This window comes from Delftia sp. WSY_10, assembly GCF_043104705.1.
Classification (GTDB): domain Bacteria; phylum Pseudomonadota; class Gammaproteobacteria; order Burkholderiales; family Burkholderiaceae_C; genus Comamonas; species Comamonas tsuruhatensis.
The window spans coordinates 467,262-493,996 of sequence record NZ_JBICKY010000057.1 but is presented as its reverse complement, the minus strand read 5'-3'; the positions used below and the strand labels follow the sequence as shown (position 1 = coordinate 493,996).

Annotated in this window: 23 protein-coding genes; 11 read left to right on the top strand and 12 right to left on the bottom strand. The window is 67.4% G+C overall.

Features of this window, described 5'->3' with window-relative positions; genetic code table 11:
• Positions 1-96: 96 nt before the first annotated feature.
• From ACF8ML_RS28120 to ACF8ML_RS28090, 7 genes are all read right to left on the bottom strand, one after another.
• The gene (locus tag ACF8ML_RS28120) at positions 97-2,394 is read right to left on the bottom strand and encodes an NADP-dependent malic enzyme (protein ID WP_012204029.1); all 2,298 of its coding nucleotides are present in this window, start codon (positions 2,392-2,394) and stop codon (positions 97-99) included.
• 185 nt (positions 2,395-2,579) lie between these two features.
• Positions 2,580-4,067 (bottom strand): nucleobase:cation symporter-2 family protein, encoded by a 1,488-nt coding sequence (locus ACF8ML_RS28115; protein WP_016449790.1) that lies wholly within the window; start codon positions 4,065-4,067, stop codon positions 2,580-2,582.
• Positions 4,068-4,471: 404 nt separating this feature from the next.
• Positions 4,472-5,764 (bottom strand): M20 family metallopeptidase, encoded by a 1,293-nt coding sequence (locus ACF8ML_RS28110; protein WP_392408555.1) that lies wholly within the window; start codon positions 5,762-5,764, stop codon positions 4,472-4,474.
• The gene (uraD, locus tag ACF8ML_RS28105) at positions 5,761-7,536 is read right to left on the bottom strand and encodes a 2-oxo-4-hydroxy-4-carboxy-5-ureidoimidazoline decarboxylase (RefSeq protein WP_392408554.1); all 1,776 of its coding nucleotides are present in this window, start codon (positions 7,534-7,536) and stop codon (positions 5,761-5,763) included. Before uraD ends, ACF8ML_RS28110 begins: the two co-directional genes overlap by 4 nt.
• Positions 7,537-7,542: 6 nt before the next feature.
• Positions 7,543-8,499 carry an allantoinase PuuE gene (gene puuE / locus ACF8ML_RS28100; protein ID WP_313237486.1) on the bottom strand — a complete coding sequence of 319 codons (957 nt, stop codon included), beginning with the start codon at positions 8,497-8,499 and terminating at the stop codon, positions 7,543-7,545.
• On the bottom strand, positions 8,496-9,173 hold the full coding sequence (locus ACF8ML_RS28095) for a GntR family transcriptional regulator (protein WP_012204034.1): 678 nt from the start codon (positions 9,171-9,173) through the stop codon (positions 8,496-8,498). The genes puuE and ACF8ML_RS28095 overlap by 4 nt, the downstream gene beginning before the upstream one ends.
• 86 nt (positions 9,174-9,259) lie before the next feature.
• A complete protein-coding gene (locus tag ACF8ML_RS28090; RefSeq protein ID WP_016449787.1) occupies positions 9,260-10,183 on the bottom strand; it encodes a LysR family transcriptional regulator in 924 nt (307 codons plus the stop codon).
• A gap of 124 nt (positions 10,184-10,307) precedes the next feature.
• Here ACF8ML_RS28090 and ACF8ML_RS28085 point away from each other — a divergent pair, with 124 nt between their 5' ends.
• The 3 genes from ACF8ML_RS28085 (at position 10,308) to ACF8ML_RS28075 (ending at position 13,859) form a co-directional block, all read left to right on the top strand.
• A complete protein-coding gene (locus tag ACF8ML_RS28085) occupies positions 10,308-11,414 on the top strand; it encodes a tartrate dehydrogenase (RefSeq protein ID WP_034391100.1) in 1,107 nt (368 codons plus the stop codon).
• Between the two features lie 52 nt (positions 11,415-11,466).
• On the top strand, positions 11,467-12,432 hold the full coding sequence (locus ACF8ML_RS28080) for a tripartite tricarboxylate transporter substrate binding protein (RefSeq protein ID WP_277849553.1): 966 nt from the start codon (positions 11,467-11,469) through the stop codon (positions 12,430-12,432).
• Positions 12,433-12,536: 104 nt separating this feature from the next.
• On the top strand, positions 12,537-13,859 hold the full coding sequence (locus ACF8ML_RS28075) for a glycerate kinase (protein WP_047325887.1): 1,323 nt from the start codon (positions 12,537-12,539) through the stop codon (positions 13,857-13,859).
• Between the two features lie 83 nt (positions 13,860-13,942).
• On the opposite strand, the gene ACF8ML_RS28070 is transcribed toward ACF8ML_RS28075, so the two are convergent.
• On the bottom strand, positions 13,943-14,860 hold the full coding sequence (locus ACF8ML_RS28070) for a LysR family transcriptional regulator (protein ID WP_016449783.1): 918 nt from the start codon (positions 14,858-14,860) through the stop codon (positions 13,943-13,945).
• Positions 14,861-14,980: 120 nt separating this feature from the next.
• On the opposite strand from ACF8ML_RS28070, the gene gcl reads away from it, so the two are divergent.
• From gcl to glxR, 3 genes are all read left to right on the top strand, one after another.
• Complete coding sequence (gcl, locus tag ACF8ML_RS28065; protein WP_016449782.1) at positions 14,981-16,771, top strand: glyoxylate carboligase; 1,791 nt, start codon at positions 14,981-14,983, stop codon at positions 16,769-16,771.
• A gap of 241 nt (positions 16,772-17,012) precedes the next feature.
• The gene (gene hyi / locus ACF8ML_RS28060; protein WP_312840137.1) at positions 17,013-17,813 is read left to right on the top strand and encodes a hydroxypyruvate isomerase; all 801 of its coding nucleotides are present in this window, start codon (positions 17,013-17,015) and stop codon (positions 17,811-17,813) included.
• A 52-nt stretch (positions 17,814-17,865) separates the two neighbouring features.
• Entirely contained in the window at positions 17,866-18,780 is a 915-nt protein-coding gene (gene glxR / locus ACF8ML_RS28055) for a 2-hydroxy-3-oxopropionate reductase (RefSeq protein WP_392408553.1), read from the top strand.
• Positions 18,781-18,876: 96 nt separating this feature from the next.
• Here glxR and ggt read toward each other — a convergent pair whose 3' ends face one another.
• Complete coding sequence (gene ggt / locus ACF8ML_RS28050) at positions 18,877-20,697, bottom strand: gamma-glutamyltransferase (protein WP_016449779.1); 1,821 nt, start codon at positions 20,695-20,697, stop codon at positions 18,877-18,879.
• A gap of 337 nt (positions 20,698-21,034) precedes the next feature.
• Here ggt and uraH point away from each other — a divergent pair, with 337 nt between their 5' ends.
• Positions 21,035-21,385, top strand: a complete 351-nt coding sequence (uraH, locus tag ACF8ML_RS28045) for a hydroxyisourate hydrolase (protein WP_012204044.1) — start codon at positions 21,035-21,037, stop codon at positions 21,383-21,385.
• A gap of 110 nt (positions 21,386-21,495) precedes the next feature.
• Here uraH and ACF8ML_RS28040 read toward each other — a convergent pair whose 3' ends face one another.
• Positions 21,496-21,885 (bottom strand): DoxX family protein, encoded by a 390-nt coding sequence (locus ACF8ML_RS28040; RefSeq protein ID WP_016449777.1) that lies wholly within the window; start codon positions 21,883-21,885, stop codon positions 21,496-21,498.
• 318 nt (positions 21,886-22,203) lie between these two features.
• Between ACF8ML_RS28040 and ACF8ML_RS28035 the strand changes: the two genes are divergently transcribed.
• On the top strand, positions 22,204-22,788 hold the full coding sequence (locus tag ACF8ML_RS28035; RefSeq protein WP_016449776.1) for a YSC84-related protein: 585 nt from the start codon (positions 22,204-22,206) through the stop codon (positions 22,786-22,788).
• 65 nt (positions 22,789-22,853) lie between these two features.
• On the opposite strand, the gene ACF8ML_RS28030 is transcribed toward ACF8ML_RS28035, so the two are convergent.
• Positions 22,854-23,183 (bottom strand): Arc family DNA-binding protein, encoded by a 330-nt coding sequence (locus ACF8ML_RS28030; RefSeq protein WP_016449775.1) that lies wholly within the window; start codon positions 23,181-23,183, stop codon positions 22,854-22,856.
• Positions 23,184-23,276: 93 nt separating this feature from the next.
• Between ACF8ML_RS28030 and ACF8ML_RS28025 the strand changes: the two genes are divergently transcribed.
• The gene (locus tag ACF8ML_RS28025; RefSeq protein ID WP_016449774.1) at positions 23,277-23,666 is read left to right on the top strand and encodes a hypothetical protein; all 390 of its coding nucleotides are present in this window, start codon (positions 23,277-23,279) and stop codon (positions 23,664-23,666) included.
• Positions 23,667-23,669: 3 nt separating this feature from the next.
• Here the strand turns inward: ACF8ML_RS28025 and ACF8ML_RS28020 are convergent, their stop codons facing one another.
• A complete protein-coding gene (locus ACF8ML_RS28020; protein ID WP_016449773.1) occupies positions 23,670-24,158 on the bottom strand; it encodes a hypothetical protein in 489 nt (162 codons plus the stop codon).
• Between the two features lie 130 nt (positions 24,159-24,288).
• On the opposite strand from ACF8ML_RS28020, the gene xdhC reads away from it, so the two are divergent.
• On the top strand, positions 24,289-25,164 hold the full coding sequence (gene xdhC / locus ACF8ML_RS28015) for a xanthine dehydrogenase accessory protein XdhC (protein WP_016449772.1): 876 nt from the start codon (positions 24,289-24,291) through the stop codon (positions 25,162-25,164).
• Between the two features lie 186 nt (positions 25,165-25,350).
• On the top strand, positions 25,351-26,679 hold the full coding sequence (locus ACF8ML_RS28010) for a urate hydroxylase PuuD (RefSeq protein WP_016449771.1): 1,329 nt from the start codon (positions 25,351-25,353) through the stop codon (positions 26,677-26,679).
• Positions 26,680-26,735 lie beyond the last annotated feature (56 nt).

Genomic DNA, 26,735 nt, shown 5'->3' with positions numbered 1-26,735 from the left:
CGGGCTTGCGTGGGTCCCGAGGGATGCGAGCCGATGCACGACCCGCAATCAAAAAGGCGCCCCTTCGCAGGGGCGCCTTTCGGGGGGCGCAGCGGATCAGCCGCGGGCAGCGATGGCCTGGGCTGCGGCCAGGGCCGTCATGTTGACCACGCGGCGCACGGTGGCGGAGGGGGTCAGCACATGGGCTGCGGCAGCACCGCCCAGCAGGATGGGGCCGATGGTCGTGCCGTGGCCGCCCGTGGTCTTGAGCACGTTGAACAGGATGTTCGCGGCGTCCAGGTTGGGGCAGATCAGCACGTTGGCCTCGCCGTGCAGCGAGGACTCGAGCAGGGCGCGGTCGCGGATGGCTTCGGACAGGGCGGAGTCGCCGTGCATTTCGCCATCGCATTCCACGTCGGGGTTGGCGGCGGCGAACAGGTCGCGCGCAGCGCGCATCTTCAGCGCCGAGGGGCGGCTGGACGAGCCGTAGTTGCTGTGCGACAGGAAGGCCACCTTGGGCGGCAGGCCGAAGCGGGCCACTTCCTCGGCCGCCAGGCGGGCGATGTCGGCCAGCTCGGTGGCGTTGGGCGCCTCGTTGATGTAGGTGTCGGCGATGAACAGCGTGCCGCTGTCCAGCATCACGGCGTTGACGGTGGCGAACTCGCCAGCGCCTTGCTTGAGGCCGAGCACGTCGCGCACATGGGCCAGGTGGCTGTCGAACTTGCCGACCAGGCCGCAGAGCATGGCGTCGGCATCGCCCAGGTGGACCATGAGCGCGGCGATCAGCGTGTTGGAGCGGCGCACGGCGGCCTTGGCGGTCTCGGGCGTGACGCCGTTGCGGCCCATCAGGCGGTGGTAGGTTTCCCAGTACTGGCGGAAGCGCGGATCGTCCTCGGGGTTGCAGATCTCCACGTCCTTGCCCAGCACCAGGCGCAGGCCGGCCTTGGCGATTCGGGCCTCAATCACGGCGGGGCGGCCGATCAGGATGGGCTTGGCCAGGCCGTCATCGACGGCGACCTGGGCGGCGCGCAGCACGCGCTCGTCTTCGCCTTCGGCATAGGCCACGCGCTGCTGGTTGGCCTTGGCGGCGGCGAACACGGGACGCATGAACATGCTGGTCTGGTAGACGAAGCGGGTCAGGCTCTCGCGGTAGGCGTCGTAGTCGGCGATGGGGCGGGTGGCGACGCCGGACTCTTCGGCGGCCTTGGCCACGGCCGGCGCGATGCGCAGGATCAGGCGGGTGTCGAAGGGCGTGGGGATCAGGTAGTCGGGGCCGAACTTCAGCTCCTTGCCCTGGTAGGCGGCGGCGACTTCATCGCTGACGTCCTGCTTGGCCAGTGCGGCGATTTCGCGCACGCAGGCCAGCTTCATGGCTTCGGTGATCTTGGTGGCGCCGCAGTCCAGCGCGCCACGGAAGATGTAGGGGAAGCACAGGACGTTGTTGACCTGGTTGGGGTAGTCCGAACGGCCCGTGGCCATGATGCAGTCCGGGCGCACGGCCTTGGCCAGCTCAGGGCGGATCTCGGGTTCGGGGTTGGCCAGGGCCAGGATGATGGGCTTGTCGGCCATGGTCTTGACCATGTCGGCAGTGAGCACGCCGGGCGCCGAGCAGCCCAGGAAGACGTCGGCGTCCTTGACGGCATCGGCCAGGGTGCGGGCGTCCGTCTTTTGCGCGTACTGGGCCTTGGAGGCGTCCAGGCCACCGGGGCGGCCTTCGTAGATCACGCCCTTGGAGTCGCACATGAAGACGTTTTCGCGCTTGACGCCCAGTCCCACCATCACGTTCACGCAGGCGATGGCGGCGGCGCCGGCGCCGGAGACGGCGATCTTGACGTTGCCGATCTGCTTGTCCACCAGCTCCAGCCCGTTGAGCAGGGCGGCGCTGGAGATGATGGCCGTGCCGTGCTGGTCGTCATGGAACACGGGGATGTTCATGCGCTTGGACAGCTCCTGCTCGATGTAGAAGCACTCGGGCGCCTTGATGTCCTCGAGGTTGATGCCGCCCAGCGTGGGTTCGAGCGAGGCGATGATCTCGATCAGCTTGTCCGGATCGCGCTCGGCCAGTTCGATGTCGAACACGTCGACGCCGGCGAACTTCTTGAACAGGCAGCCCTTGCCTTCCATCACCGGCTTGCCGGCCAGCGGGCCGATGTCACCCAGGCCCAGCACGGCCGTGCCGTTGGTGATGACGCCGACCAGGTTGCCGCGCGCCGTGTATTCGGCGGCCAGCGAGGGGTCGGCCTGGATGTCCAGGCAGGGGTAGGCCACGCCGGGCGAATAGGCCAGCGACAGGTCGCGCTGGTTGGACAAGGGCTTGGTGGGCGTGACGGAGATCTTGCCCTTGTTGGGGCTGCGATGGTATTCGCGGGCTGCGTCGCGCAGGGCTTGTTCGGCGTTGGACAGGTTTTGGGTCATACAGGAATTCTCTGCAAATGCTCTCGGAGCTTACCGGATAGCTACAGCCTATGAGGGTCAGGACAGTTTTGCCTCAGGGATTTCGACAACAAGCCCCCTGGCGCCTATGGACGGCAGGGGGCGCACGGCCCGGCGGGTAGGCCGGGCGGTTGTTGGGCGTGCCCGCCAGGGCGGGCACTGTTTCATCAGTGGGCGTCTGCCTGGCGTGCGGCCCGGACGGCAGCAGAGGTGTCGCTGCTGGCTCCGTTGAAGAAAATGTTCAATGCCACCGCGGTAATCGAGGCCAGCAGGATACCGGATTCGATCAACGGATGAATGCCGTGGGGCATCCATTGGCGGAAATTCGGCGCCACCAGCGGAATCATGCCCACGCCGATGGACACGGCGACGATCATGGCGTTGTTGCGGTTGGTCTGGAAATCCACGTTGCTCAGGATGCGGATGCCGGTGGAGGCCACCATGCCGAACATCACCAGGCCCGCGCCGCCCAGCACCACGGTGGGCAGGGACTCGACCAGGGCGCCCATCTTGGGCAGCACGCCCAGCACGATCAGGATCACGCCGCCGGCCACGCAGACCCAGCGGCTCTTGACGCCGGTGACGGCGACCAGGCCCACGTTCTGCGAGAAGCTGGTGTAGGGGAAGGTGTTGAAGATGCCGCCGATCAGCGTGCCCAGGCCGTCGGTGCGCAGGCCGCGGGTCAGCTCGTCCTGGCTGATCTTGCGATCGGTCATGTCGCCCAGGGCCAGGAACATGCCGGTGGACTCGATCATCACCACCACCATCACCAGGCTCATGGTGAGGATGAGGATGGGGTCGAACACCGGCGTGGCGATCTCGAAGGGCAGCACCATCGTGAACCATTCGGCCTTGGCGACCTTGCTGAAGTCCATCAGGCCCATGGCCACGGACAGCACGCCGCCGATCAGGATGCCCATGAGCACCGAGACGTTGGCCAGGAAGCCCTTGGCAAAGCGCGCGATCAGCAGGATGGACAGCAGCACGATGGCCGAGATGCCCACGCCGGTCAGGTCGCCGTACTTGGGGTTGGGAATGGTGGGCACGACCGCGAAGCCCTTGGGCACGGGCGGCAGCGAGGAGCCCGGCGCGCCGGCCGTGGCCTGGGCGTCGGCCAGCCATTTCAGGTGCTCGGGGTTGGGCACGCTGGGCGCGGTGGGGCCGACGGGGTTGCCGAAGATCCAGTTCACGCCCACGCGCATCAGGCTGATGCCGATGACGGCAATGATGGTGCCGGTCACCACGGGCGGGAAAAAGCGCAGCATGCGGCTGATCAGCGGGGCGATGAGGATGGACACGATCCCCGCCCCGATCACCGAGCCGAAGATCAGCCCCGCGCCCGCCGAGCCGCCCGTGGTCTGCGCCATGGACACCATGGGCGCCACGCTGGCGAAGGTCACGCCCATCATCACGGGCAGCTTGATGCCGAACCACTGGGTCGCGCCCATGGCCTGGATCAGCGTGATCAGGCCGCAGCAAAACAGGTCGGCCGAGATCAGGTGGGCCACCTGCTCGGGCGGCAGGTTGAGTGCGCGGCCGACGATCAGGGGCACGGCCACGGCGCCCGCATACATCACGAGAACGTGCTGCAGGCCCAGCGCCGTGAGCTTGCCTGCGGGCAGCATCTCATCGACGGGATGAACGGAAGATTGCATGGGGATTTGTCTCCTCGGGATTTATGGGAACGGACGCCGGCGTGACAGGGTTTGGCACCAACATCCATACAAAAAGTGTATACAGATCATGGGAAATTTCTGCTCCCGGTAAACCCTGTTGCGGCAGTCGCGCCAACCCGTTTTGGTGCGCATCGCCTGCCAGGGCGGGAGTGCCATGGTGCATTGCAAGATGGATGCCAGCCGCCAGGCAAGCGCCAGGCAAGCAACAGGCACCGTGCTGGTGCCTGGCGGCCGCTGTGGCGCGGCTCGGGCGTGGGTCGGGCGCGGCTCGGGTGCACGGCATGGGCTGCGGAGGTGCACGCGCCCCAATGCGGTGCCCGGACGCAAAAAAGCCCGGCGGCGCCGGGCTTGGGGGTCAGGCCTTGATGCGGGCCGTCAGGCGGTCAGGCCGTCAGGTCGCACAGCATGCGCGCGATGACCTTGGTGGCGCGGCGCAGGTCCTCCAGCACCAGGCGCTCGTCGGCGCGCTTGGCATGGGATTCCAGCACGGTGCGCGGGCCGGCGCCGTAGATCACGCCGGGAATGCCACGCTCCACGTACAGGCGCACGTCGGTGTACAGCGGCGTGCCCACGGCCGGGGGCTTTTCGCCGAAGACGGCTTCGCCATGGGCCTGGATGGCGTCCACCAGGGGCTTGTTGCCGGCCAGCGGCGTCATGGCATTGGCCAGCAGCAGGCGCTTGATGTCCACGCGCACGGCATCCTCGCCCGTGTAGCCGCCCTTGGCGTTGAAGTCGGCAATGGCCTGGGCAATGACGGCGCGGATGCTGGCCTCGACCTCGGCGGGGTTCTCCTCGGGGATCATGCGGCGGTCGATCTTGAGCACGACCTTGCCGGGCACCACGTTGGTGTTGGTGCCGCCTTCGATGCGGCCGATGTTCAGGTAGGGGTGCTTGATGCCCGGCACCTTGGAGGTCACCTGCTGGTACTTGGTGTTCTCGGCGTACAGCGCGTTCATCAGCACCACGGCGGCCTGCAGCGCGTCCACGCCCGTGTGGGGCACGGCGGCATGGGCCATCTTGCCCTGCACGGTCACTTCCATCTGCAGGCAGCCGTTGTGGGCGGTGACGACTTCGTAGCTGAAGCCGGCCGCGACCATCAGGTCGGGTTGGGTGAGGTTGTTGGCCAGCAGCCAGCCGGGGCCCAGGATGCCGCCGAATTCCTCGTCGTAGGTGAAGTGCAGTTCCACCGCGCCCTTGGAGGGCTTGGCCACGGCTTCGAGCGCACGCACGGCGTAGGTGAAGGTGGCGAAGTCGCTCTTGCTCACGGCGGCGGCGCGGCCGTAGAGCTTGCCGTCCTCGATGGCGGCGCCATAGGGGTCCTGGGTCCAGCCCTCGCCGGGCGGCACCACGTCGCCGTGGGCGTTCAGCGCAATGGTCAGGCCGCCGCCGGCGTCACCTGCGCTGCCGTAGGGGCGGCGCACGATCAGGTTGGTGATGGATTCCATGCCGTAGGCCTTGACGTCGGCCTCGGGCACGGTGTGCTTCTCGGCCTCGTAGCCGAAGGTCTTGAGCAGCTCGGCCGTGCGCTCGGCGTGGGGGGCGTTGTTGCCGGGCGGGGTGTCGGTCGGAACCTGGACCAGGGCCTGCAGGAATTGCACCTCTTCATCGAAATGCTGGTCGATCCAGGCGTCCAGGGCGGCGTAGGTGGCTTGCTTGTCTTGGTTCATATTGGTCATTGCTGCTCTTGGGCCAGTTGGTTCAGTACGTGGGAGAAGGCATCGACGGACAGTTGCATGTCGTCGGCGGTGGAGCTTTCCAGCGGGTTGTGGCTGATGCCGGCGTTCAGGCCGCGTACGAACAGCATGGCCTGGGGCATGATTTCATGCAGCTTCATGGCGTCGTGGCCGGCGCCGCTGGGCATGCGGTACAGGGGCACGCCCAGAGCGTCCACGGCGGCTTCCCAGCGCTGCTGCCATTCGGGGGCGCTGGGAGCGGCGGCGGCCTTCATGGCCAGCTCGGTGCTGTAGCGCAGGCCACGGCGCTGGGCGATGGCCTCGATCTCGGCCAGGATGTCGGCCACCATGGCGTCGCGCTGCTCGTTGGTGGGCGCGCGCAGGTCCAGGCTGAACTGGCAGCGGCCGGGAACCACGTTGACCGAGCCGCTGGGCACATTGAGCTGGCCCATGGTGGCCACCGAAGTGCCGTCGCGCGCGGCGCGCTTTTCGATGTACAGCGCCAGCTCGGCCACGCCGCAGGCGGCATCGCGGCGGCGGTCCATGGGCGTGGTGCCGGCGTGGCTGGCCATGCCGATCATCTCGCAGATGTAGCGCGCGCTGCCGTTGATGGAGGTGACGATGCCCAGCGGGATGTCCAGCTCGTTGAGCACCGGGCCCTGTTCGATGTGCACCTCGATGAAGCCCAGGTAGCGGGCCGGATCGCGCTGCAGCTTCGGGATATCGTCAATGCACAGGCCGGCATGCTGCATGGCCTCGCGCAGGGTGATGCCGTCGGCGTCCTTTTGCTCCAGCCATTCCTGCCTGAAGTCGCCGATCAGCGCGCCCGAGCCCAGGAAGGTGGCCTTGTAGCGCTGGCCTTCCTCTTCCGCAAAACCCACGACCTCGATGTGGAACGGCAGGCGCCTGCCCTGGCGGTGCAGCTCGCGCACGCAGGCCATGGGCACGAAGATGCCCAGGCGGCCGTCGTACTTGCCGCCGTTGCGCACGGTGTCGTAGTGGCTGCCGGTCAGCAGGGTCTTGGCATCGTCGGTGGCCGCCTTGTAGCGGCCCACGACGTTGCCCACGGCGTCGATCTCTACCTCGTCGAAGCCGCAGTCGCGCATCCAGTGGCTGATGCGCTGGGCGCAGGCGCGGTGGGCATCGGTGAGGTAGGTGACGGTGAGCTGGCCCTTTTCGGCATACCCCGGGTCGCTGTGCTGGGCCAGCTTTTCCTGCCAGTCCCAGACATCGTTGCCCAGCTCGGGCGTGTAGCCGAACTTGTCGTTCAGGCGGATTTCGGCAATGCGGTGGATGTTGCGCAGCGCCTCGCCCAGCTCGAAGTCGGGGTGGTTGTGCAGGCGGCGCTCGAAGGTCTCGATGATCTCGGCCTTGGCCAGGCCCGCGCCGCGCGGACCGCGCACGGCCAGGATGAAGGGAAAGCCGAAGCGCTTGCCGTACTCGGCGTTGAGCTTGCGGATGTGCTCCAGCTCCTCGGGCGTGCAGCGCGTCAGGCCGGCCTTGTTCTGCTCGTTGGTGGATTCGGCCGTGAGCGTGTTGGTCTCCATGGCCTTGCCGGCCAGCTCCGGGTGGGCGCGGATCAGGTCGAGCTTGGCCTGCACCGGCGCCTTGTCCAGCACCTGGGCCATGGCGTACTTGATCTGTGCCAGCGAGCGGAAGGGGCGCTGGGCCAGCGCGGCCTCGGCAATCCAGGGCGAGTGTTCGTACAGGCCGTCGAGCAGACCGGCGGCGGTGGCCAGGTCGGCGGCATTGAGTTGTTCCAGCGTCAGAGCCATGCTGCGTTATTCCTTGTCGGGATGGTGGTGCGCCCAGTGGCGCGCGAGGTCGATGCGGCGGCAGACCCAGACCTTGTCGTGCCGCTGAATGTGGTCCAGAAAGCGCTGCAGTGCCGTGATGCGGCCGGGGCGGCCCAGCAGGCGGCAGTGCATGCCAATGCTCATCATCTTGGGGGAGTCATCGCCGGCCGGATCGCCCTCGGCGTAGAGGGCGTCGAACGTGTCCTTCAGGTATTGGAAGAACGGGTCGGCGTGCGAGTAGCCCTGGGGCAGGGCGAAGCGCATGTCGTTGCAGTCCAGCGTGTAGGGCACGATGAGCTGGCTGTGGGTGCTGCCGTCACTCTTGCCGACCTTCATCCAGAAGGGCAGGTCGTCGCCGTAGTAGTCGCTGTCGTAGGCGAAGCGGCCGTCGTCGGCCACCAGGCGGTGGGTGTTGGGGCTGTCGCGGCCCGTGTACCAGCCCAGGCCGTGGTCGCCATCGTGGCCATACAGCTCGCCGAAGATCTCCATGCACTGGCGCATGTGCTCGCGCTCGACCTCGGCGGGAATGTTCTGGTAGTGGATCCACTTGAGGCCGTGGCAGGCCACTTCATGGCCCAGCTCGTGGAAGGCGGCGGCCAGTTCGCGGTGCTTTTGCAGGGCCGTGGCCACGCCGAACACGGTCAGCGGCAGGCCGCGCTTCTCGAACTCGCGCAGGATGCGCCAGACACCGGCGCGCGAGCCGTACTCGTAGATGCCTTCCATGCTCATGTGGCGCTCGGGGTAGGCGGCCGGATTGAACATTTCGGACAGGAACTGCTCGCTGGCGGCATCGCCGTGCAGCACGCAGTTCTCGCCGCCCTCTTCGTAGTTGAGGACGAATTGCACGGCTACGCGGGCCTGGCCGGGCCAGCGGGCGTGGGGGGGCGTGCGACCGTAGCCGATCAGGTCGCGGGGATAGGGGGCAGTGGCGTCGTAGGTCATGCGGATACGGAGGAAAGGGCCATCGAAAGATCGCTGGTCGGCATGTCGCGGTCGAAGGTCAGGCCGGCTTCCACGTGGTCCAGGTGCTGCTGCATGAGCTGCACGGCATGGTCGGCGTCGCCGCCGGCCAGGGCCGTGACGATTTCGGCATGCTCGTCATGGGAATGCTCGGCGGCCGTGCTGGACTGGTACATCAGCGTGATCAGCGCGCAGCGCGAGATCAGCTCGCCCAGCAGCTGGGCCAGCACCTCGTTGCCCATGAGTTCGGCCATGCGCACGTGGAAGTCGCCCAGCAGCTCGGTGCGCTGGCCGACGTCGTTGCCGTCCATGGCCTTTTTCTCGGCCGCCACGTGCTGCCGCAGCGCGCGGATCTTGGCCGGCGTGCTCTGGGCGATGAAGGCGCGCACCATCTCGGCCTCGAGCATGCGGCGCACGGCGAAGACCTGGCGCGCCTCGTCCACCGAGGGCGTGGCCACGAAGGCCCCGCGCGCGGGTTCGAGCCGGATCAGGCGGTTTTGCGACAGCTGGAACAGCGCCTGGCGCACCAGGGTGCGCGAGACGCCGAAATGGTCTGCCAATTTCTGCTCGGCCAGCTTGGTGCCGGGCAGAAGACGGTGTTCGACGATGGCCCGGGTCAGGCTCTCGACAATGAAACTGGTGGTGGAAGTCTCCATCCGTCCATCATAGCGGCTGGCCACAAGAGTTGTATACAGTTTCTGTCTACTGCTTATTGGCGTTTCCCCGCATACGGCATGCCTTTTCAGAAACCGGGCGCGGCCGTATCGAAGTGCCGTGCCAGGTGCTCGACAAAGCGCTGCACGCGCTGGGTTGCCGCATGCCGCTGCGGATAGACCACATGGATGTCGGCCGGTGCCGTGGCATGGTCGGCCAGCACCTGCACCAGGCGGCCGCTGCGCAGGTAGCGGGCGATATCCCATTCGGCCCGCATGACGATGCCCAGGCCGGCCAGGGCCCAGCCCACGGCGATCTCGCCATCGTTGGTGCTCAGGCTGTCGCGCAGGCGGATGGCTTCGGTCTTGCGGCCGGGGCCGTTGTGGGTGAAGCGCCAGACGCCGTGGGCGTCGTCGCCCTGGCGGATGTCGATGCAGTCGTGCTGCATCAGCTCGCGCGGGGTGGCCGGCGTGCCGCGCCGCGCCAGGTAGGCGGCAGACGCGCACAGCAGCCGCCGGTTGGGCGCCAGGCGCCGCGCGATGACGCGCGCGTCCGGCGGCTCGCCAAAGCGTATGCACAGGTCGAAGCTGTCATCGACCAGGGGCGGCGGCGAGGCCGACAGCTGCAGCTGCACCTGGATCTGCGGGTGCCTGCGCACGAAGCTGGCGATCAGCGGCGCGATATGGCTGCGCCCGAATCCCAGCGTGGCATTGATGCGCAGCAGGCCCTGCGGCTGCCCGGGCATGCCGGCCACGGCCTGCTCCATGGCGGCAATGTCGTCCAGGATGCGCCGCGCATGGGCCAGGTAGGTCTGGCCCTCATCGGTCAGGCCCAGGCGCCGCGTCGTGCGGCTGACCAGTTGCACGCCCAGCCGCGCCTCCATCTGGGACAGGCGCTTGCTGGCCGCCGGCGTGGTGATGCCCAGCTCACGGGCCGTGGCCGACAGGCTGGCGCTGCGGGCCAGCAGGCAGAAGAAGGCCATCTCCGATGGCGCCGAGACGGGTGTGCTCATTGTTGAATCAAAGTGAACGATGCCATCACTCTAGAGGCGCGCGCGGCGTTGTTCCATCGATAGATTCACGGACAAGGCCATGGATCCGCATGGCGCTTCATCCACCGCAATCCAAGGAGCCCTCATGACAAAGACATACCGCATCGCCTGCATTCCCGGCGATGGCATCGGCAAGGAAGTGGTGCCCGCAGGGCAGGAGGTGCTGCAGGCGCTGGCCGAAACCCAGCCCGGCCTGGGCTTTGCCTTCACCAGTTTCGGCTGGGGCGGCGACTGGTACCGCGCGCACGGCGAGATGATGCCGGCCGACGGGCTGGACGCGTTGCGCGGACAGGACGCCATCCTGTTCGGCTCTGCCGGCGACCCGCACATTCCCGACCATGTCACGCTGTGGGGCCTGCGCCTGAAGATCTGCCAGGGGTTCGACCAGTACGCCAATGTGCGGCCCACGCGCATCCTGCCCGGCATCGATGCGCCGCTCAAGCGCTGCGCACGCGAGGACCTGGACTGGGTCATCGTGCGCGAGAACTCCGAAGGCGAATACGCGGGCGTGGGCGGCCGCGCCCACCAGGGCCATCCCATCGAGGTGGCCACCGACGTGAGCATGATGACCCGCGCGGGCGTGGAGCGCATCATGCGCTTCGCCTTCCGCCTGGCGCAGTCGCGGCCGCGCAAGCTGCTGACGGTGATCACCAAGTCCAACGCCCAGCGCCACGCCATGGTGATGTGGGACGAGATCGCGGTGCAGGTGGCCGCCGAGTTTCCCGACGTGCGCTGGGACAAGGAACTGGTGGACGCAGCCACGGCGCGCATGGTCAACCGCCCCGCCTCGCTGGACACCCTGGTTGCCACCAACCTGCATGCCGACATCCTCAGCGACCTGGCGGCCGCGCTGGCCGGCAGCCTGGGCATTGCGCCCACGGGCAACATCGATCCGGAGCGCCGCTATCCCAGCATGTTCGAGCCCATCCACGGATCGGCCTTCGACATCATGGGCCAGGGCCTGGCCAATCCCGTGGGCACCTTCTGGAGCTGCGTGATGCTGCTGGAGCACCTGGGCGAGCACCGCGCCGCGCAGCGCCTGATGCAGGCCGTGGAGCAGGTGACCGCCGATGCCGCGCTGCACACGCGTGACCTGGGCGGCAAGGCCACCACGCGCCAGGTCACCGACGCGGTCTGCGCACGGCTGCGCGCGCAGACCGCCGAGGCCCAGGCCGAGCCCGTGCCTGCCTGAGCGCGCGCTGCATGGTCCGATGACAGACAACAGAACAGACAGGAGACAAGCCATGAACCGCATCACCAGGGTTGCCGCAACATGCGCGCTGGCCGCCGCCTTCCCTGCCGCCTGGGCCCAGGCCTGGCCGGCGCGCCCCGTCAACCTCATCGTGCCGTTTCCCGCAGGCGGCACCACCGATGTGCTGGCGCGCGCGCTGGGCCAGGAGCTGTCCAAGAGTCTGGGCCAGCCCGTGGTCGTGGAAAACCGCCCCGGCGCGGGCGCCACCCTGGGCGCCGACCATGTGGCCAAGGCGAAACCTGACGGCTACACCCTGCTCATGGGCGCCGTGCACCACACCATTGCCACCAGCGTCTACCGCAGGCTGGGCTATGACTTCCAGAAGGACCTGGCGCCCATCACCGTGGTGGCCGTGGTCCCCAATGTGCTGGTGGTCCATCCACAGGTGCCCGCCAAAACCGTGCAGGAGCTGCTGGCCCAGGCCCGGGCCCAGCCCGGCAAGCTGGCCTATGGCTCCAACGGCGCGGGCACGGGCCAGCACCTGATCGGCGCGCAGTTCGAGTCCATGGGCGGCGTGCAGCTGCTGCACGTGCCCTACAAGGGCAGCGGGCCGCTGACCACGGATCTGCTGGGCGGGCAGATCGCCATGTCCTTCGATACCGTCACGCCTGTGCTGCCCCACATCAAGGCCGGCAAGCTGCGCGCGCTGGCCGTGACCACGGCCCGGCGCTCGGTGGCCCTGCCCGATGTGCCCACGCTGGACGAGGCCGGCCTCAAGGGCTTCGACATGGGCACCTGGTTCGGCGTGCTGGCACCGGCCGCCACGCCCAGGGAGGTACTGGCGCGGCTGGGCGCAGACATGAACCGCATCATCGAGTCCCCGCAGTTCCGCAGGAAGATGGAAGAGATAGGCGCCGAGCCCATCGGCGGATCGCCGGAGCAGATGGCGCGCCAGATCCGCGACGACACCGACCGCTTCGCCAGGCTGGTCAAGGACGCCAAGGTGGCCCTGGATTGAGTTGAGTTGGCGCGAGGAACGAGGCCGGGCGAATCAGTTGTGACTTGACCGCATGCCACCGCCGGCGCAGGAAATTCCATAATGCCCGGCGGAGACAACACACCATGACCAGCACCACGGACCTGCACCTCACCGATCCCCAAGCCTTTCTGCTCGACCTCTACCGCGCTGCGGTCAAGGATGCGCAGCCCCTGTACAGCATGGCCCAATGCCTGCCAAAGCCTCCCAAGGGCCGCACCGTTGTGCTGGGCGCGGGCAAGGCCGGCGGCTCCATGGCCCAGGCGCTGGAGGCGCTGTGGCCAGCGGACGCGCCGCTGTCCGGCCTTGTGGTCACACGCTACGGCCACATCCCGCCGCGCCCCGAAGGGCTGGCGCAGCGCATCGAGGTGGTCGAGGCCGCCCACCCCGTGCCCGATGCGGCAGGCCTGGCCGCCGCCGAACGCATCCTCGCGCTGACCGAAGGGCTGACCGAGGACGACCTCGTGCTGTGCCTGATCTCGGGCGGCGGCTCGGCCCTGTTGACCCTGCCGGCCGAAGGCATCGACCTGGAGGAAAAGCAGCGCATCAACCGCGCCCTGCTGGAAAGCGGCGCCGCCATCGGCGAGATGAACTGCGTGCGCAAGCACCTGTCGCGCATCAAGGGCGGGCGCCTTGGCGCGGCCTGCGCGCCCGCGCGCGTGGTCACGCTGACCATCAGCGACGTGCCGGGCGACGACCCCTCCATCATCGCCAGCGGCCCCACCGTGCCCGATGCCAGCAGCTGCGCCGACGCGCTGGCCATCCTCGCGCGCTACCGCATCGACGTGCCTGAATCCGTGCGCCGCGCGCTGGAGGCGGGCGAGCTGGAAACCCCCAAGCCCGGCGACGCGCGCTTCGACGGCCACGAGGTCCACATGATCGCCACGCCCCAGCACTCGCTGGAGGCGGCCGCACGCGTGGCCGAGGCCGCAGGCCTGCGCGCCCATGTGCTGTCCGACGAGATCGAGGGCGAATCGCGCGAAGTCGCCAAGGTCCACGCCGCCCTGGCGCGCGCCGTGTCCCGCCACGGCCAGCCGTTTGCAAAGCCCTGCGTGATCCTGTCCGGCGGCGAGACTACGGTCACCATCCGGCAGCGCCCGGCCGGCACGCCCAAGGGGCGCGGCGGCCGCGCGGGCGAGTTCTGCATGGGCCTGGCCCAGGCCCTGCAGGGGCAGGACAAGGTCTGGGCGCTGGCGGCCGATACCGATGGCATCGATGGCGTGGAAGACAACGCGGGAGCGCGCGTGTCGCCGGATACGCTGGCGCGGGCCCAGGCCCAGGGCATGCGGATTGCCGAGTACCTGGACCGCAATGATGCGTATGGGTTCTTTGATGCGCTGGGGGATCTGGTGGTGACGGGGCCCACGCATACCAACGTGAATGACTTCCGGGCGATTCTGGTTCTTTAGGTTTTTGTCCCTGCCGGGTGGTTGTTTTTCGAGGCCGGGACGTGCGCCCGGCCACTTGTTTCAGGCTCGCTTGCTTCAGGCGCTCACGCCCCGCGCGGCAGCGTCTCCCACCATTCGGCATCGAACCGCCCCTGCAGGAAGGCGATGAAGGACTGCACCTTCTGCGGCACCAGGCGCGGCGAGGGGTAGACGGCGTGGATTTCCTGCTCGGGCAGGCGGCAGGTCTTGAGCACTTCGACCACGCGGCCGGCCTGCAGCGAGTCGTGGGCCACGTAGCGGGGCAGGGCGGCGATGCCCATGTGCGAGCGTGAGGCCGCCAGCAGGGCCGAGAGGTTGTTGGAGCGCAGGCGGCCGGTAACGGGCACGGACACGGGCTCGCCGCTGGCGTTGCGCAGGCGCCAGAGGTCGTTGCCCTGCACGCTGCTGTAGATCAGCGTGGCGTGTTCCTTGAGGTCGGAGGGGCGGCGCGGCGTGCCGCGCTTGCGCAGGTAGGCGGGCGAGGCCACCAGCACCCAGGGGTTCACGCCCAGGGTGCGTGCGCCCAGGCTGGAGTCGGCCAGCTTGCCCAGGCGCAGGGCCACGTCGATGCCGTTGGCCACCAGGTCGGTGTAGCGGTCCTCGAAGCTCAGGTCGATCTGCACCTGGGGGTTGTGCGTCATGAACTCCAGCGCCAGCGGGATCAGCACGCGCCGGCCGAAGGCCACCGAGCTGCCGATGCGCAGCTGGCCCTGCACCTGGGTCTGTCGCACCTGCACCACCTTGTCCGCCTCGGCCACGTCGTTGACGATGGTCTTGCATTTCTCGTAGTACAGCGCGCCCGCTTCGGTGAGGCTCACGCCACGCGTGTTGCGGTTGAGCAGGCGCACCTTCAGGCGCGTCTCCATGGCCGCGACCTGCTTGGTCACCGTGGGCTGGGTGGTGGCGAACTCGTGCGCGACCTTGGTGAAGCTGCCGGTCTCCACCACGCGCACGAACATGTGCATGGCATCGAGTCTGTCCATGGTGCTGTCTCCTTTTTCATTGATAGTTATTCCTGCACGGAATAAATTTTATGGTCTGTGCAGGCGTTCCGCCAACAGGCCCGTCTGCCTAGAGTTGTCTCCAGTTTGAAGGAGACCTCCATGGCGAAAATGAAAGCAATCGAAGCCGCAGTCCGCGTGCTGGAAAAAGAAGGCGTCACCGTCGCATTCGGCGTTCCCGGTGCCGCCATCAACCCGCTGTACGCAGCGCTCAAGGACCATGGCGGCATAGGCCATATCCTGGCGCGCCACGTCGAAGGCGCAAGCCACATGGCCGAGGGCTACACCCGCGCCGTGGCCGGCAACATCGGCGTGTGCATCGGCACCAGCGGCCCGGCCGGCACGGACATGATCACGGGCCTGTATTCGGCCAGCGCGGATTCGATTCCGATCCTGTGCATCACGGGCCAGGCGCCGCGCTCGCGTCTGCACAAGGAAGATTTCCAGGCCGTGGACATTGCCTCCATCGCCAAGACCGTGACCAAGTGGGCCACCACGGTGCTGGAGCCGGCCCAGGTGCCGCGCGCCTTCCAGCAGGCCTTCCACCTGATGCGCTCGGGCCGCCCCGGCCCCGTGCTGATCGACCTGCCCATCGACGTGCAGCTGGCCGAGATCGAGTTCGACATCGATACCTACGAGCCCCTGCCTGTCTACAAGCCGGCTGCCACGCGCAAGCAGGTGGAAAAGGCCATCGCCATGCTCAACGAGTCCGAGCGCCCGCTGCTGGTGTCGGGCGGCGGCGTGATCAACGCCGATGCGTCCGAGCTGCTGGTGGAGTTCGCCGAGCTGCTGGACGTACCCGTGATCCCCACGCTGATGGGCTGGGGCACCATTCCCGACGACCACCGCCTGATGGCCGGCATGTGCGGCCTGCAGACCAGCCACCGCTACGGCAATGCCACCATGCTGGCCTCCGACTTCGTGCTGGGCATCGGCAACCGCTGGGCCAACCGCCACACGGGCTCGGTCGAGGTCTACACCAAGGGCCGCAAGTTCGTGCACGTGGACATCGAGCCCACGCAGATCGGCCGCGTGTTCGCGCCCGACTACGGCATCGTCTCGGATGCCGGCGCGGCGCTGCAGCTTTTCGTGGAGGTGGCGCGCGAGTGGAAGGCGGCTGGCCGCCTGAAGGACCGCAGCGGCTGGGTGGCCGAATGCCAGGCCCGCAAGAACAATGTGGAGTACCTGCGCAAGACCAATTTCGACAACGTGCCCATGAAGCCGCAGCGTGTCTACCAGTGCATGAACCGCAGCCTGGACAAGGACACCTGCTACGTCTCCACCATCGGCCTGTCGCAGATTGCCGGCGCGCAGTTCCTGCATGTCTACAAGCCGCGCAACTGGATCAACTGCGGCCAGGCCGGCCCGCTGGGCTGGACCGTGCCGGCCGCCCTGGGCGTGCGCGTGGCCGACCCGGCCCGCAAGATCGTGGCGCTGTCGGGCGACTATGACTTCCAGTTCATGATCGAGGAGCTGGCCGTGGGCGCGCAGTTCAAGCTGCCCTACATCCATGTGCTGGTCAACAACAGCTACCTGGGCCTGATCCGCCAGGCGCAGCGCGCCTTCTCCATCGATTACTGCGTGCAGCTGGCCTTCGACAACATCAATGTCGACGACAAGGAAGAGTCCAAGGGCTACGGCGTGGACCACGTCAAGGTGGTCGAGGGCCTGGGCTGCAAGGCCATCCGCGTGCACCGTCCCGAGGACTTCGCGCCCGCCATGCAGCAGGCCGAGGCCTGGATGGCCGAGCACCGCACGCCGGTCGTCGTCGAGGTCATCCTGGAGCGCGTGACCAACATCTCCATGGGCGCCGAGATCGACAACGTGATCGAGTTCGAGGATCTGGCCGCAGCGCCTGCCGACGTGCCCAGCGCCCTGGCCCTGCTGGATTGAAGCAAGGCACCCCCTGAGCGGCTGCGCCGCTTCCCCCTCTCTTCGGAGGGGGACGATGCCATCGCTGCGGGGCGGCCCTTGCCTGGCATCCCTGGCTGGCGCTGCGCCAATGCCTGCATTGCGGGCGGTGCAGGCACTCGGGGGTTCCGATTTCCATTGCCCCTTGGGCATTTTTAACGGCGGGGCGCCTTGCGTACCCTGCCGCTCCCAACCCACCAAACGACAACCGGAGACTTCTGACATGCCCCGTTTTGCTGCCAACCTCAGCATGCTGTTCACCGAGGTGCCCTTCCTCGACCGCTTCGAGCGCGCGGCGCGCGCCGGCTTCGAGGCCGTGGAATTCCTGTTTCCCTACGCCCATACGGTCGAAGAGATCAAGGAGCGCGTGGACGCCCACGGCCTGCAGATCGTGCTGCACAACCTGCCGGCCGGAGACTGGGATGCGGGCGAGCGCGGCATTGCCTGCCACCCCGACCGCGTGGACGAGTTCCGCGCCGGCGTGGCCAAGGCCGTGACCTATGGCCATGCGCTGGGCGTGCCCCAGCTCAACTGCCTGGCCGGCAAGGCGCCTGCCGGTGCCGATGCCGCGCTGCTGCGCCGCACCTTCGTGGACAACCTGCGCTTTGCCGCATCGGCGCTGAGCGCGGCCAATCTGCGCCTGCTGATCGAGCCCATCAACCCCTTCGACATTCCCGGCTTCTACCTGAACCGCACGGACGAGGCCCTGTCCATCCTCGACGAGGTGGGCGCGCCCAACGCCTTCGTGCAGTACGACATCTACCACGCCCAGCGCACCGAGGGCGAGCTGGCGGCCACGCTGCAAAAGCATCTGGCGCGCATTGGCCACGTGCAGCTGGCCGACAACCCGGGCCGCAACGAGCCGGGCACGGGCGAGATCAACTACCCCTTCCTCTTCGCGCACCTGGACCGCATCGGCTACCAGGGCTGGGTGGGCTGCGAGTACAAGCCTGCGCGCGATACCGAATCGGGCCTGGGCTGGCTGGACGCCCACACCAGCGTGCGCACGGCAGTCGCCGCCTGAGTGCCGCCGGAGTTTTTTCTCAGCTTTTCAAAAACGACAAGGAGTACACAGCATGAATGCATCCTCTCTCAAGCTTGGTTTCGTGGGCCTGGGCATCATGGGCGCGCCCATGGCAGGCCACCTTCTGGCGGCTGGCCACCAGCTCTTCGTGAACACCCTGGGCAAGATCCCGGCGCAGATCGCCGAGAGCAGCGCCACCCAGTGCACCACCGCGCGCGGCGTGGCCGAGCGGGCCGACATCATCTTCCTGATGCTGCCCGACACGCCCGATGTCGAGAAGGTTCTGTTCGGCGAGGACGGCGTGGCCGCCGGCCTCAAGGGCAGCAGCGGCAAGGTGGTGGTGGACATGAGCTCCATCTCGCCCGTGGCCACCAAGGACTTCGCTCGCCGCATCGAGGCCATCGGCGCCCAGTACCTGGATGCGCCGGTCTCCGGCGGCGAGGTGGGCGCCAAGAACGCCACGCTGTCCATCATGGTCGGCGGCCCCGAGGACTTGTTCGCGCGCGTCAAGCCTCTGTTCGAGCGCATGGGCAAGAACATCACCCTGGTGGGCGGCAATGGCGACGGCCAGACCGCCAAGGTGGCCAACCAGATCATCGTGGCGCTGAACATCGAGGCGGTGGCAGAGGCCCTGCTGTTCGCATCGCGCGCCGGCGCCGACCCGGCCCGCGTGCGCGAGGCGCTGCTGGGCGGCTTTGCCTCGTCCAAGATCCTGGAGGTGCATGCCGAGCGCATGATCAAGCGCACGTTCGATCCGGGCTTCCGCATCTCGCTGCACCAGAAGGACCTGAACCTGGCCCTGAGCAGCGCGCGCCAGCTCGGCGTGTCCCTGCCCAACACCGCCCAGGCCCAGGAGCTGTTCAACAGCTGCGTGGCCCACGGCGGCGCGAACTGGGACCACTCGGGCATGGTGCGTGCGCTGGAGATCCAGGCCAACTTCGAGGTCGGCCAGAAGGTCCCGGCCTGATGCCGCGCAACTGACAACGCGATTGGTGGGAGGGCGGCCTTGCGCCGCCCTGTTGTGAAAAGCCGCGCTCGGCAACGGGCGCGGCTTTTTCTTGCTTCAATAGCCCAGTGTCTGCCCGTCGGGGTTGCGCGGGTCGGAGGCGCCGTAGAGCATGCCGTCGCGCAGCTGGATGGTCTGCGTGCGGCCCATGGATGCCTTCACGGCAACGTTGTGGCCGCGCGACTTGAGCAGGGCCACGGTGTCGGGGCTGATGCCCTTTTCCACGCGCAGCTCGTCGGGCGTCCACTGGTGGTGAAAGCGCGGCGTGGCGGCGGCCTCGGCCGGGTTCATGCCGAAGTCGATGGTATTGACCACGGTCTGCAGCACGGTGGTGATGATGCGCGCGCCGCCGGGGCTGCCGGTGACCAGCACGGGCTTGCCGTCCTTGAGCACCATGGTGGGCGTCATGGACGACAGCGGGCGTTTGCCTGCGGCCACCGCATTGGCATCGCCGCCGACCAGGCCGTAGGCGTTGGCCACGCCGGGCTTGGCAGAGAAGTCGTCCATCTCGTTGTTGAGCAGGATGCCCGTGCCCTTGGCCACGATGCCGCTGCCGAAGTTGGTGTTCAGCGTATAGGTCACGGCCACGGCGTTGCCCATCCTGTCCACCACGGAGTAGTGCGTGGTCTGGTCGCTCTCATAGGGCTGGGGCTTGCCGGGCTTGATGTCCTTGCCGGCGCGCGCCTGGTAGGGGTCGATGCCGGCGGCCAGCGCCTCGGCGTAGCGCTTGGACGTCAGGCCCTTGAGCGGCACGGTCACGAAGTCCGGGTCGCCCAGGTATTCGGCCCGGTCGGCATAGGCCAGCTTCATGCCTTCGGCCATGTAGTGGATGCTCTGTGCGCTGTTGGCGCCCCACTGGTTCATGGGCCAGCGTTCCATCATGTTGAGGATCTGGATCAGGTGGGCGCCGCCGGAGGACGGAGGCGGCATGGTCACGATCTCGTAGCCGCGATAGGTGCCGCGCACGGGCTCGCGCTCGACCACCTTGTAGTTCTTGAGATCCTGCAGCGACAGGGCGCCCGCATGCGGCGCCATCTCGGCCGCGAGCTTGCGGGCAATGGCGCCTTCGTAGAACACCTTGGAGCCCTGCTGCCCGATCAGGCGCAGCGACTGCGCCAGGTCCTTTTGCACGAGGCGGTCGCCACGCTTGAGGGGTTCGCCGTTGCGCCAGAAGATGGCCTGGGTGGCGGGCCACTGGCCCATGTTCTTCTTTTCCTGCTCCAGGATCTTGGCCAGGGTCTCGCTGACCGTAAAGCCCTTGTCGGCCAGCTTCACGGATGGCGCAATCACCGTGGACAGCGGCAGAGAGCCCCATTTCTTCAATGCATGCTCCATGCCGGCCACGGTGCCGGGCACGCCCACGGCGTAGTGGGTGTACAGCGACTTGCCGTCGATGACCTTGCCGTCCGCGCCCACGTACATGTCCCGCGTGGCCTTGGAGGGTGCGACCTCGCGGAAGTCCAGCGCAATGTTCTTGCCGCTCTTGGCGTCGTGCACGATCATGAAACCGCCGCCGCCGATGTTGCCGGCATTGGGCAGGGCCACCGCCAGCGCAAAGCCCATGGCCACGGCGGCATCCACCGCATTGCCGCCCGACTTCAGGATCTGCAGGCCGATGCGCGAGGCCAGCTCCTGCTCGCTGGACACCATGCCGTTCCTGGCCACGACGGGATGGAATACATCCATGTCGAAGTCATAGGCCGCACTGGCCGCCTGGGCTGCATTGCTTTGCGTGATGGGCGCTGCCGCCGGTGCAGGTGCTGCGGCCACTGGCGCTGGCGGCGCCGAGGCCGCGGGCGGCTGTGTGCTGCTGCAGGCGGCCAGGCTGGCAATGGCCAGCGCCAGGCTGGTTGCCAGCAAGGGGGAGCGAAATGGCATCGGTATCTCCTTGGCAGATGAAACAGTGGAACCGTTGAAATGAGCGAAAGTCCTTTGCCGCCCGGTATGCGATGGCCGCAGGGCCTGCAGCCGGGGCGGCGGCGGACCACAGTGTAGAAGCATGGCGTTGCAGGCCTGCCCACGGGCCGCTGCCGGCGTCGAAAGTGCGGGTATCTGCCTAGGCTCGATCTGCATGGCGCACTTCAAGGGCGTACAAAAACTGTATACACTTTGCGAATGCACGAGGGGGCCGCGAGTGCTGTCGCGCGCCGCGCTTCGTGCATCGACCAACCAATGACAACCGGGCGGGCCAGCTCCCGCCGCACAGGAGATTTCCATGGGCCTGAGCACCCACGTCCTCGATACCATGAATGGCTGCCCCGCAGCCGGCATGGCTGTCGCGCTGTATTCCACCGATGGCGACCAGGCCACGCTGATCAAGAGCCTGGTGCTCAACCACGACGGCCGCACCGATGCGCCGCTGTTCGACAACAACAGCCTCAGGACCGGCACCTACCGCCTGACCTTCGACGTGGCGGCCTACTTCAAGGCCCGTGGCGTGCAACTGCCCGAACCCAACTTCCTCAACAAGGTGAGCCTGGACTTCGGCGTGGCACATGCCGACCAGCATTACCATGTGCCCCTGCTGGTCAGCCCCTGGAGCTATTCGACGTACCGGGGCTCCTGAGCCCTGGACTGCAGGCGCAGGCTGTCGGGGGATGGCCTGGAGTGAAACCTGAAATGACGAACGGCCCGCATTGCGGGCCGTTGCTTTTGCATCTCCAGCAAGCGTGCGGCCTACTTGCCCTTGGAATGCCCCATGGCCACGACCAGGGCCGAGATGAAGAAGAAGGCCTGCAGCTCCAGCGCCCAGCCTCCCGAGCTGTGCAGCTGCATCACCTGGCCCGTGTGCACCAGCGCGAAGGCCACGATCATGTTGACCGCAATCACCAGCGCCGCGGGCACCACCCACAGGCCCACCAGCAGCAGCAGCGGCGCCACCACCTCACCCAGATACACCGCATAGGCCAGCCAGCCCGGCGCGCCCGCGGACTCCACCATGCGCTCGATGCTGCCTATGCCGTAGCGGATCTTGGCCCAGCCATGAAAAAGCAGCAGGACCGCAAGCGTGACGCGCAACAGCACCATGGCTGCCTGGGGATGGTGAAAGTGGCTCCAGAACTTCATGAACTCCCTCGATGTGGATGGGCCCGGTGGGCCGGGTGTTGCTGTGGGTGCATTCTGGCATCAGCGGGCTTTCGGTGTCGGCTGTGGCGGACCGGAACGGGATTTTCAGACATTTCCTGCGGGCCTGTAGTCCTATGGCGCAACTTGTGACATGTCTCATCACAAGTACCGCAAAGCGGCCTAGCATCGTCCCCAGCCTGTCTCCGAAGCGGTTTGCGAGCACTGGTAGGGGTGCCCGGGACCGGGAGGCAAGGTGATCAATCCAATGAACCGATGGGGTCTCCCCAAAACGTCCAATCAAGAAAGGCAGGTTTTCCCATGCGTCAGTTTTCTTTGCGTACCGTCGTGATGGCCACTGCACTGGCGGCCGGCAGCGTGGCCATGGTCGGCTGCACCACCACCAAGCCGGAAACCCAGTCCGCGCCGCGTGCTGATTCCACCACCGTCAATGCGCGCGCCAACGCTGCGCTGGAGCGGCTGTACCAGACGGCGCCGGGCTCCAAGGAAATGGTGGCCCGCTCCAAGGGCGTGCTGATCTTCCCCTCGGTGATCGGCGGCAGTTTCGTCATCGGTGTGGAGCATGGCCGCGGCGTGCTGCGCGTCGGCGGCCAGAACAAGGGCTTCTACAGCACCACGGGCGCCTCGGTGGGCTGGCAGGCAGGCGGCCAGTCCAAGGCTGTGATCTATGTGTTCAACACCCAGGAAGCGCTGGACAAGTTCCTGGCCAGCGACGGCTGGTCCGTGGGCGCCGATGCCACGGTGGCCGCAGGCAAGGTGGGCGCCAATGGCAGCGTGGACACCACGACCGCCCAGGGCCCCGTCACCAGCTATGTGCTGACCAACGCGGGCCTGGAAGCCGGCGTGTCGCTGCAGGGCTCGAAGATCACCAAGGTGGTCGAATGATCCCGGCCCTGAGGGGCCTTTGAACGAAACCGGCCTGCGGGCCGGTTTTCTTTTGTGCGGGCGGATCAGGCGCCGCCGGTTGCGCCGTCTTCACTGGCGGATTGCGGCGCAGCGGGCGCGAGCACGGCCTGCTCTATGCGTTCCAGGCGCTTTTCGATGCGCTCCACGGCTTCGGCGCTCATCTTGATGTCGTAGATGCTCACGGGCTCTTCGCATTCCAGCGAAGGGTCCGTCGAGGCCGACAGGCGGCCCAGCAGGGGGGCCTCGAACGTGGTCTGCAGCCGGGCCACGACTTCGGCGTTCATGGAACGGCCGGTGCGCTTGGCTGCCTCCTCGACGAGGTCCTTGAGTTCCTGCGGCAGGCGCAGCTTGTACTGAGGATCGGTCTGTTTCATCGCCGGCAATCATGGACCGGAAAGGTATTGACTGCAAGGGACCTGATAGGTATTGTTGCTTCGGGACCAGCACGGTCCCGCGCAAGGGATGCCATGAAGACAGTGAAGCAATCGGGCCACAGCCATCAGGAACCCTCACCGCAGCACCAGGAGGTGCTGGCGGTGGATGCGTTGTGCCATATGGGAGCGGCCCTGGGCGTGCTGGAGCTGCATGCCGAACGCGCCGGCTCGGCCATGGTATGTGCCGCGCGTGATTTGCTGCGTGGCTACCACGCCAGCGCTGACCAGGCGGTGGCCGGCCTGCAGGCCGGCGGCCGCTCGGCAGGCGTGCTGCCGCAGCTGTCGCAGGACCTGGGCTATGCCATCGAGGTCATCGATCGCGTGAACGATGACGCACCGGACGACCTGGTGCTCTATGCCGTGACCTGCCTGCTCAGAAGCGCCCGAAGCTTTGCCGACGGCCAGCCGTGCGCAGCGGCCTGAGGCTCAGAGCTGGCCCTCGGTCAGCGTGTCGAGCTGGAAGCGGCCGGACTTGTCCCAGAGCCAGGTATCGGTATAGGTGATGCGGGCGGCGCCGGCAGGAGCGGGGAAGGGCGCGGCGGCGCGCACCAGGCGCTCGATCTCGCTCACCACCTCGGGGGCATGGCCGGGCGCGCGCATCCAGTGCAGGCGCTGGACCTGGCCGTTGCGGTCGATCTGGACCTGGAGCACGCCGATCGCGTAGAGCATGGGCGGCAACTGGCCCTTGTAGATGCGATCTGCATTGCGCGCGTACAGATGGTTGGCGGCCACCTTGCGGTACTGCAGCTGTGCGCTGGAGCTGACGTCGTCGGGGCGCGGGCCGGGGCCGGGCGGGGACTTGCAGGCCGTGACCAGGGAGGCAATGGCGGCCATCAGGCCGGCCCACAGCCAGGGGCGGCCGGAACGTGGCTTTTGCACGGAACTGTGCTGCGTGGAATCAGGGGAATCGGGCATGATTGCGAGCGTATCCTGAAACACTGCGGCACCGGCAGTCGGAGCGCAAAACTCAAGTGCCGCAGCGGACAATCCCGCAACAAATTCCAACGAAGCCCGCAGGCGCCACGACGGGCTGTCAGGTGCGCCCATGTGGAGTGACACGTTCAACAAAGTCGAGCAGGGCCTTGCGCAGGGGCCGCTGTGCTGGGTCGAAGTGATGGACTCGCGAGGCTCCGTGCCGCGCGAGCGCGGCGCCTGGATGGCGGTGTTCGCCGACCGCGTGGCCGGCACCATCGGCGGCGGGCACCTGGAGTTCGATGCCATCGACAGGGCCCGCAGCCTGCTGCGCGGCTGGGCAACGCCTGGCGAGCAGGGTAGCCAGGGCGGCCAGGTCGCCACCGAGCACCAGCACCGCTATCCGCTGGGCCCCAGCCTGGGCCAGTGCTGCGGCGGCGTGGTGATGCTGAGGTTCGTGCTGGTGCCCCAGGGCCGCATGGACATGCTGCGCGAGCGGCTGCAGCCGCCGCGCGACTGCGTGGCCCTGTTCGGCGCAGGCCACGTCGGCCATGCGCTGGTGCGCCTGCTGTGCAATCTTCCCTACCGCGTGATGTGGGTGGACAGCCGCGATTCGGTCTTCCCCGAGGAGGAGCACGAGCTCGTGCAGTGCGAGTATTCAGACCCCGTGCAATCGGCCGTGGCCGATCTGCCTGCAGGCTCCCAGGTGCTGATCATGAGCTTCAGCCATGCCGAGGACCTGGAGGTGGTCGCCCAATGCCTGGGCCGCCAGCGCCAGCACGGCGATCTGCCCTATGTGGGCCTGATCGGCAGCGCCACCAAATGGGCCACCTTCCGGCGCAGGCTGCGCGAGCGCGGCTTCAGCGATGCCGAGCTGGACCATGTGACATGCCCCATCGGCGTGCCCGGCATCAAGGGCAAGGAGCCCGAGGTGATCGCGGTGGCCGTGGCGGCGCAGCTTCTGCAGCGGCGCAGCGCGGTGTCCGCGCGGAATCAGGGAAATCTCTAGTGAATTGATGCTGCGCAAGCCGATGGGCTGGCGAAAAATTGCATACACTTTGTGTCTACGAAATGGTCGCAGCGGTGCACCGGCGGTATATCTACCGGGTGCGCGGCCTTTTTCTTCTGCTCAGAGCGCCCGCAGTGGTGAGCAGGTTGAACACCGGCGGCCCCCACGCTGCCAAGGTTGAGAGCTATGGAAAGCTACATTCTCGACTGGGCCAACCTGCTGTTGCGGTGGCTCCACGTCATTACGGCCATCGCCTGGGTCGGTTCCTCCTTCTATTTCGTCTTCCTCGACAGCAGCCTGACGCCGCCCGTCGATGACGATCTCAAGAAGCAGGGCGTCAGCGGCGAACTCTGGGCCGTGCACGGCGGTGGGTTCTACCACCCTGTCAAGTTCAATGTCTCCCCGCCCAAGCTGCCGGACCACCTGCACTGGTTCTACTGGGAAAGCTACACCACCTGGCTCAGCGGCTTTGCGCTGCTGACGGTGTCGTACCTGTGGAACGCCAAGATCTACCTCGTCAATCCGGCCGATCCCAATGCCATGGGCTCGGCTGCGGCCATTGCCTCGGCCCTGGCCTTCCTGGTCGTGTTCTGGCTGCTGTACGACGGCATCTGCCGCGTCTTCGGCCAGAAGAAGAACGGCGACGCCACGGTGGGCGCCATGGTGCTGGTGCTGGTGTGCATCGCGGCCTTCCTGGCCTGCCACATCTTCCCGGGCCAGGCCGCCTTCCTGCTGATGGGCGCCATGCTGGCGACCTCGATGAGCGCCAACGTGTTCTTCTGGATCATCCCCGGCCAGCGCACGGTGGTGAAGGCCCTGAAGGAAGGCCAGCCCGTGGACCCCATCCACGGCAAGCGCGGCAAGCAGCGCAGCGTGCACAACACGTACTTCACGCTGCCGGTGCTGTTCGCCATGCTGTCCAACCACTACGGCTGGCTGTACAGCCATGAGCTGAACTGGCTGGTGCTGATCCTGATGATGTTCGCAGGCGCCGCCATCCGCCAGTTCTTCGTGATGCGCCACGGCTTCAAGCTGGGCCGCAATGCCCATCCCTGGCCCTACGCCCTGGTTGGCGTGCTGGTGCTGATCGGCACGGCCGTCTGGCTCAAGCCCGCGCCGGCGCCTGCCGCAGCGCCTGCGCCGGCTCCCGCCGCCGTGCAGTCGCCTGCCGCAACGACCGAGCCCGCAGCAGCGGCTCCCGGTGGTGACACGGCAGCGCCGGCTGCGCCTGCAGCCCCTGCGTCCCCGGCTGCCGCCGCTCCTGCCGACGGCGCCGTCGGCTATGCCCAGCTCGCGCCCTTCTTGCAGCAGCATTGCGTGGTCTGCCACGGTGCCGCCCTGCAGCAAAAGAATGTGCGCCTGGACTCGCCCGAGCAGGTCAAGGCCCATGCCCAGCAGATCTACCAGCAGGTGGTGCAGCTGCGCAAGATGCCCTTCGGCAATCCGGGCGCCCTGAGCGATGACGAGCGCGGCATGGTCAAGCGCTGGTACGAATCGGGTGCATCGGTGAACTGATCATCCTGCCGCGCCCATGCGCTGCCAGCCACCCGCCCGCAGTCTCGCAAGAGCCT

What these genes read in the sequence shown, in the direction of transcription:
- gcl (WP_016449782.1), top strand. Translation starts at nt 14,981, where the DNA reads ATGGCGAAAATGAAAGCAATCGAAGCCGCAGTCCGCGTGCTGGAAAAA.
- ACF8ML_RS28090 (WP_016449787.1), bottom strand. Translation starts at nt 10,183, where the DNA reads ATGAGCACACCCGTCTCGGCGCCATCGGAGATGGCCTTCTTCTGCCTG.
- glxR (WP_392408553.1), top strand. Translation starts at nt 17,866, where the DNA reads ATGAATGCATCCTCTCTCAAGCTTGGTTTCGTGGGCCTGGGCATCATG.
- ACF8ML_RS28030 (WP_016449775.1), bottom strand. Translation starts at nt 23,183, where the DNA reads ATGAAACAGACCGATCCTCAGTACAAGCTGCGCCTGCCGCAGGAACTC.
- ACF8ML_RS28035 (WP_016449776.1), top strand. Translation starts at nt 22,204, where the DNA reads ATGCGTCAGTTTTCTTTGCGTACCGTCGTGATGGCCACTGCACTGGCG.
- ACF8ML_RS28025 (WP_016449774.1), top strand. Translation starts at nt 23,277, where the DNA reads ATGAAGACAGTGAAGCAATCGGGCCACAGCCATCAGGAACCCTCACCG.
- xdhC (WP_016449772.1), top strand. Translation starts at nt 24,289, where the DNA reads ATGTGGAGTGACACGTTCAACAAAGTCGAGCAGGGCCTTGCGCAGGGG.
- ggt (WP_016449779.1), bottom strand. Translation starts at nt 20,697, where the DNA reads ATGCCATTTCGCTCCCCCTTGCTGGCAACCAGCCTGGCGCTGGCCATT.
- ACF8ML_RS28115 (WP_016449790.1), bottom strand. Translation starts at nt 4,067, where the DNA reads ATGCAATCTTCCGTTCATCCCGTCGATGAGATGCTGCCCGCAGGCAAG.
- ACF8ML_RS28020 (WP_016449773.1), bottom strand. Translation starts at nt 24,158, where the DNA reads ATGCCCGATTCCCCTGATTCCACGCAGCACAGTTCCGTGCAAAAGCCA.
- ACF8ML_RS28085 (WP_034391100.1), top strand. Translation starts at nt 10,308, where the DNA reads ATGACAAAGACATACCGCATCGCCTGCATTCCCGGCGATGGCATCGGC.
- uraD (WP_392408554.1), bottom strand. Translation starts at nt 7,536, where the DNA reads ATGGCTCTGACGCTGGAACAACTCAATGCCGCCGACCTGGCCACCGCC.
- hyi (WP_312840137.1), top strand. Translation starts at nt 17,013, where the DNA reads ATGCCCCGTTTTGCTGCCAACCTCAGCATGCTGTTCACCGAGGTGCCC.
- ACF8ML_RS28110 (WP_392408555.1), bottom strand. Translation starts at nt 5,764, where the DNA reads ATGACCAATATGAACCAAGACAAGCAAGCCACCTACGCCGCCCTGGAC.
- ACF8ML_RS28070 (WP_016449783.1), bottom strand. Translation starts at nt 14,860, where the DNA reads ATGGACAGACTCGATGCCATGCACATGTTCGTGCGCGTGGTGGAGACC.
- puuE (WP_313237486.1), bottom strand. Translation starts at nt 8,499, where the DNA reads ATGACCTACGACGCCACTGCCCCCTATCCCCGCGACCTGATCGGCTAC.
- uraH (WP_012204044.1), top strand. Translation starts at nt 21,035, where the DNA reads ATGGGCCTGAGCACCCACGTCCTCGATACCATGAATGGCTGCCCCGCA.
- ACF8ML_RS28080 (WP_277849553.1), top strand. Translation starts at nt 11,467, where the DNA reads ATGAACCGCATCACCAGGGTTGCCGCAACATGCGCGCTGGCCGCCGCC.
- ACF8ML_RS28120 (WP_012204029.1), bottom strand. Translation starts at nt 2,394, where the DNA reads ATGACCCAAAACCTGTCCAACGCCGAACAAGCCCTGCGCGACGCAGCC.
- ACF8ML_RS28095 (WP_012204034.1), bottom strand. Translation starts at nt 9,173, where the DNA reads ATGGAGACTTCCACCACCAGTTTCATTGTCGAGAGCCTGACCCGGGCC.
- ACF8ML_RS28010 (WP_016449771.1), top strand. Translation starts at nt 25,351, where the DNA reads ATGGAAAGCTACATTCTCGACTGGGCCAACCTGCTGTTGCGGTGGCTC.
- ACF8ML_RS28075 (WP_047325887.1), top strand. Translation starts at nt 12,537, where the DNA reads ATGACCAGCACCACGGACCTGCACCTCACCGATCCCCAAGCCTTTCTG.
- ACF8ML_RS28040 (WP_016449777.1), bottom strand. Translation starts at nt 21,885, where the DNA reads ATGAAGTTCTGGAGCCACTTTCACCATCCCCAGGCAGCCATGGTGCTG.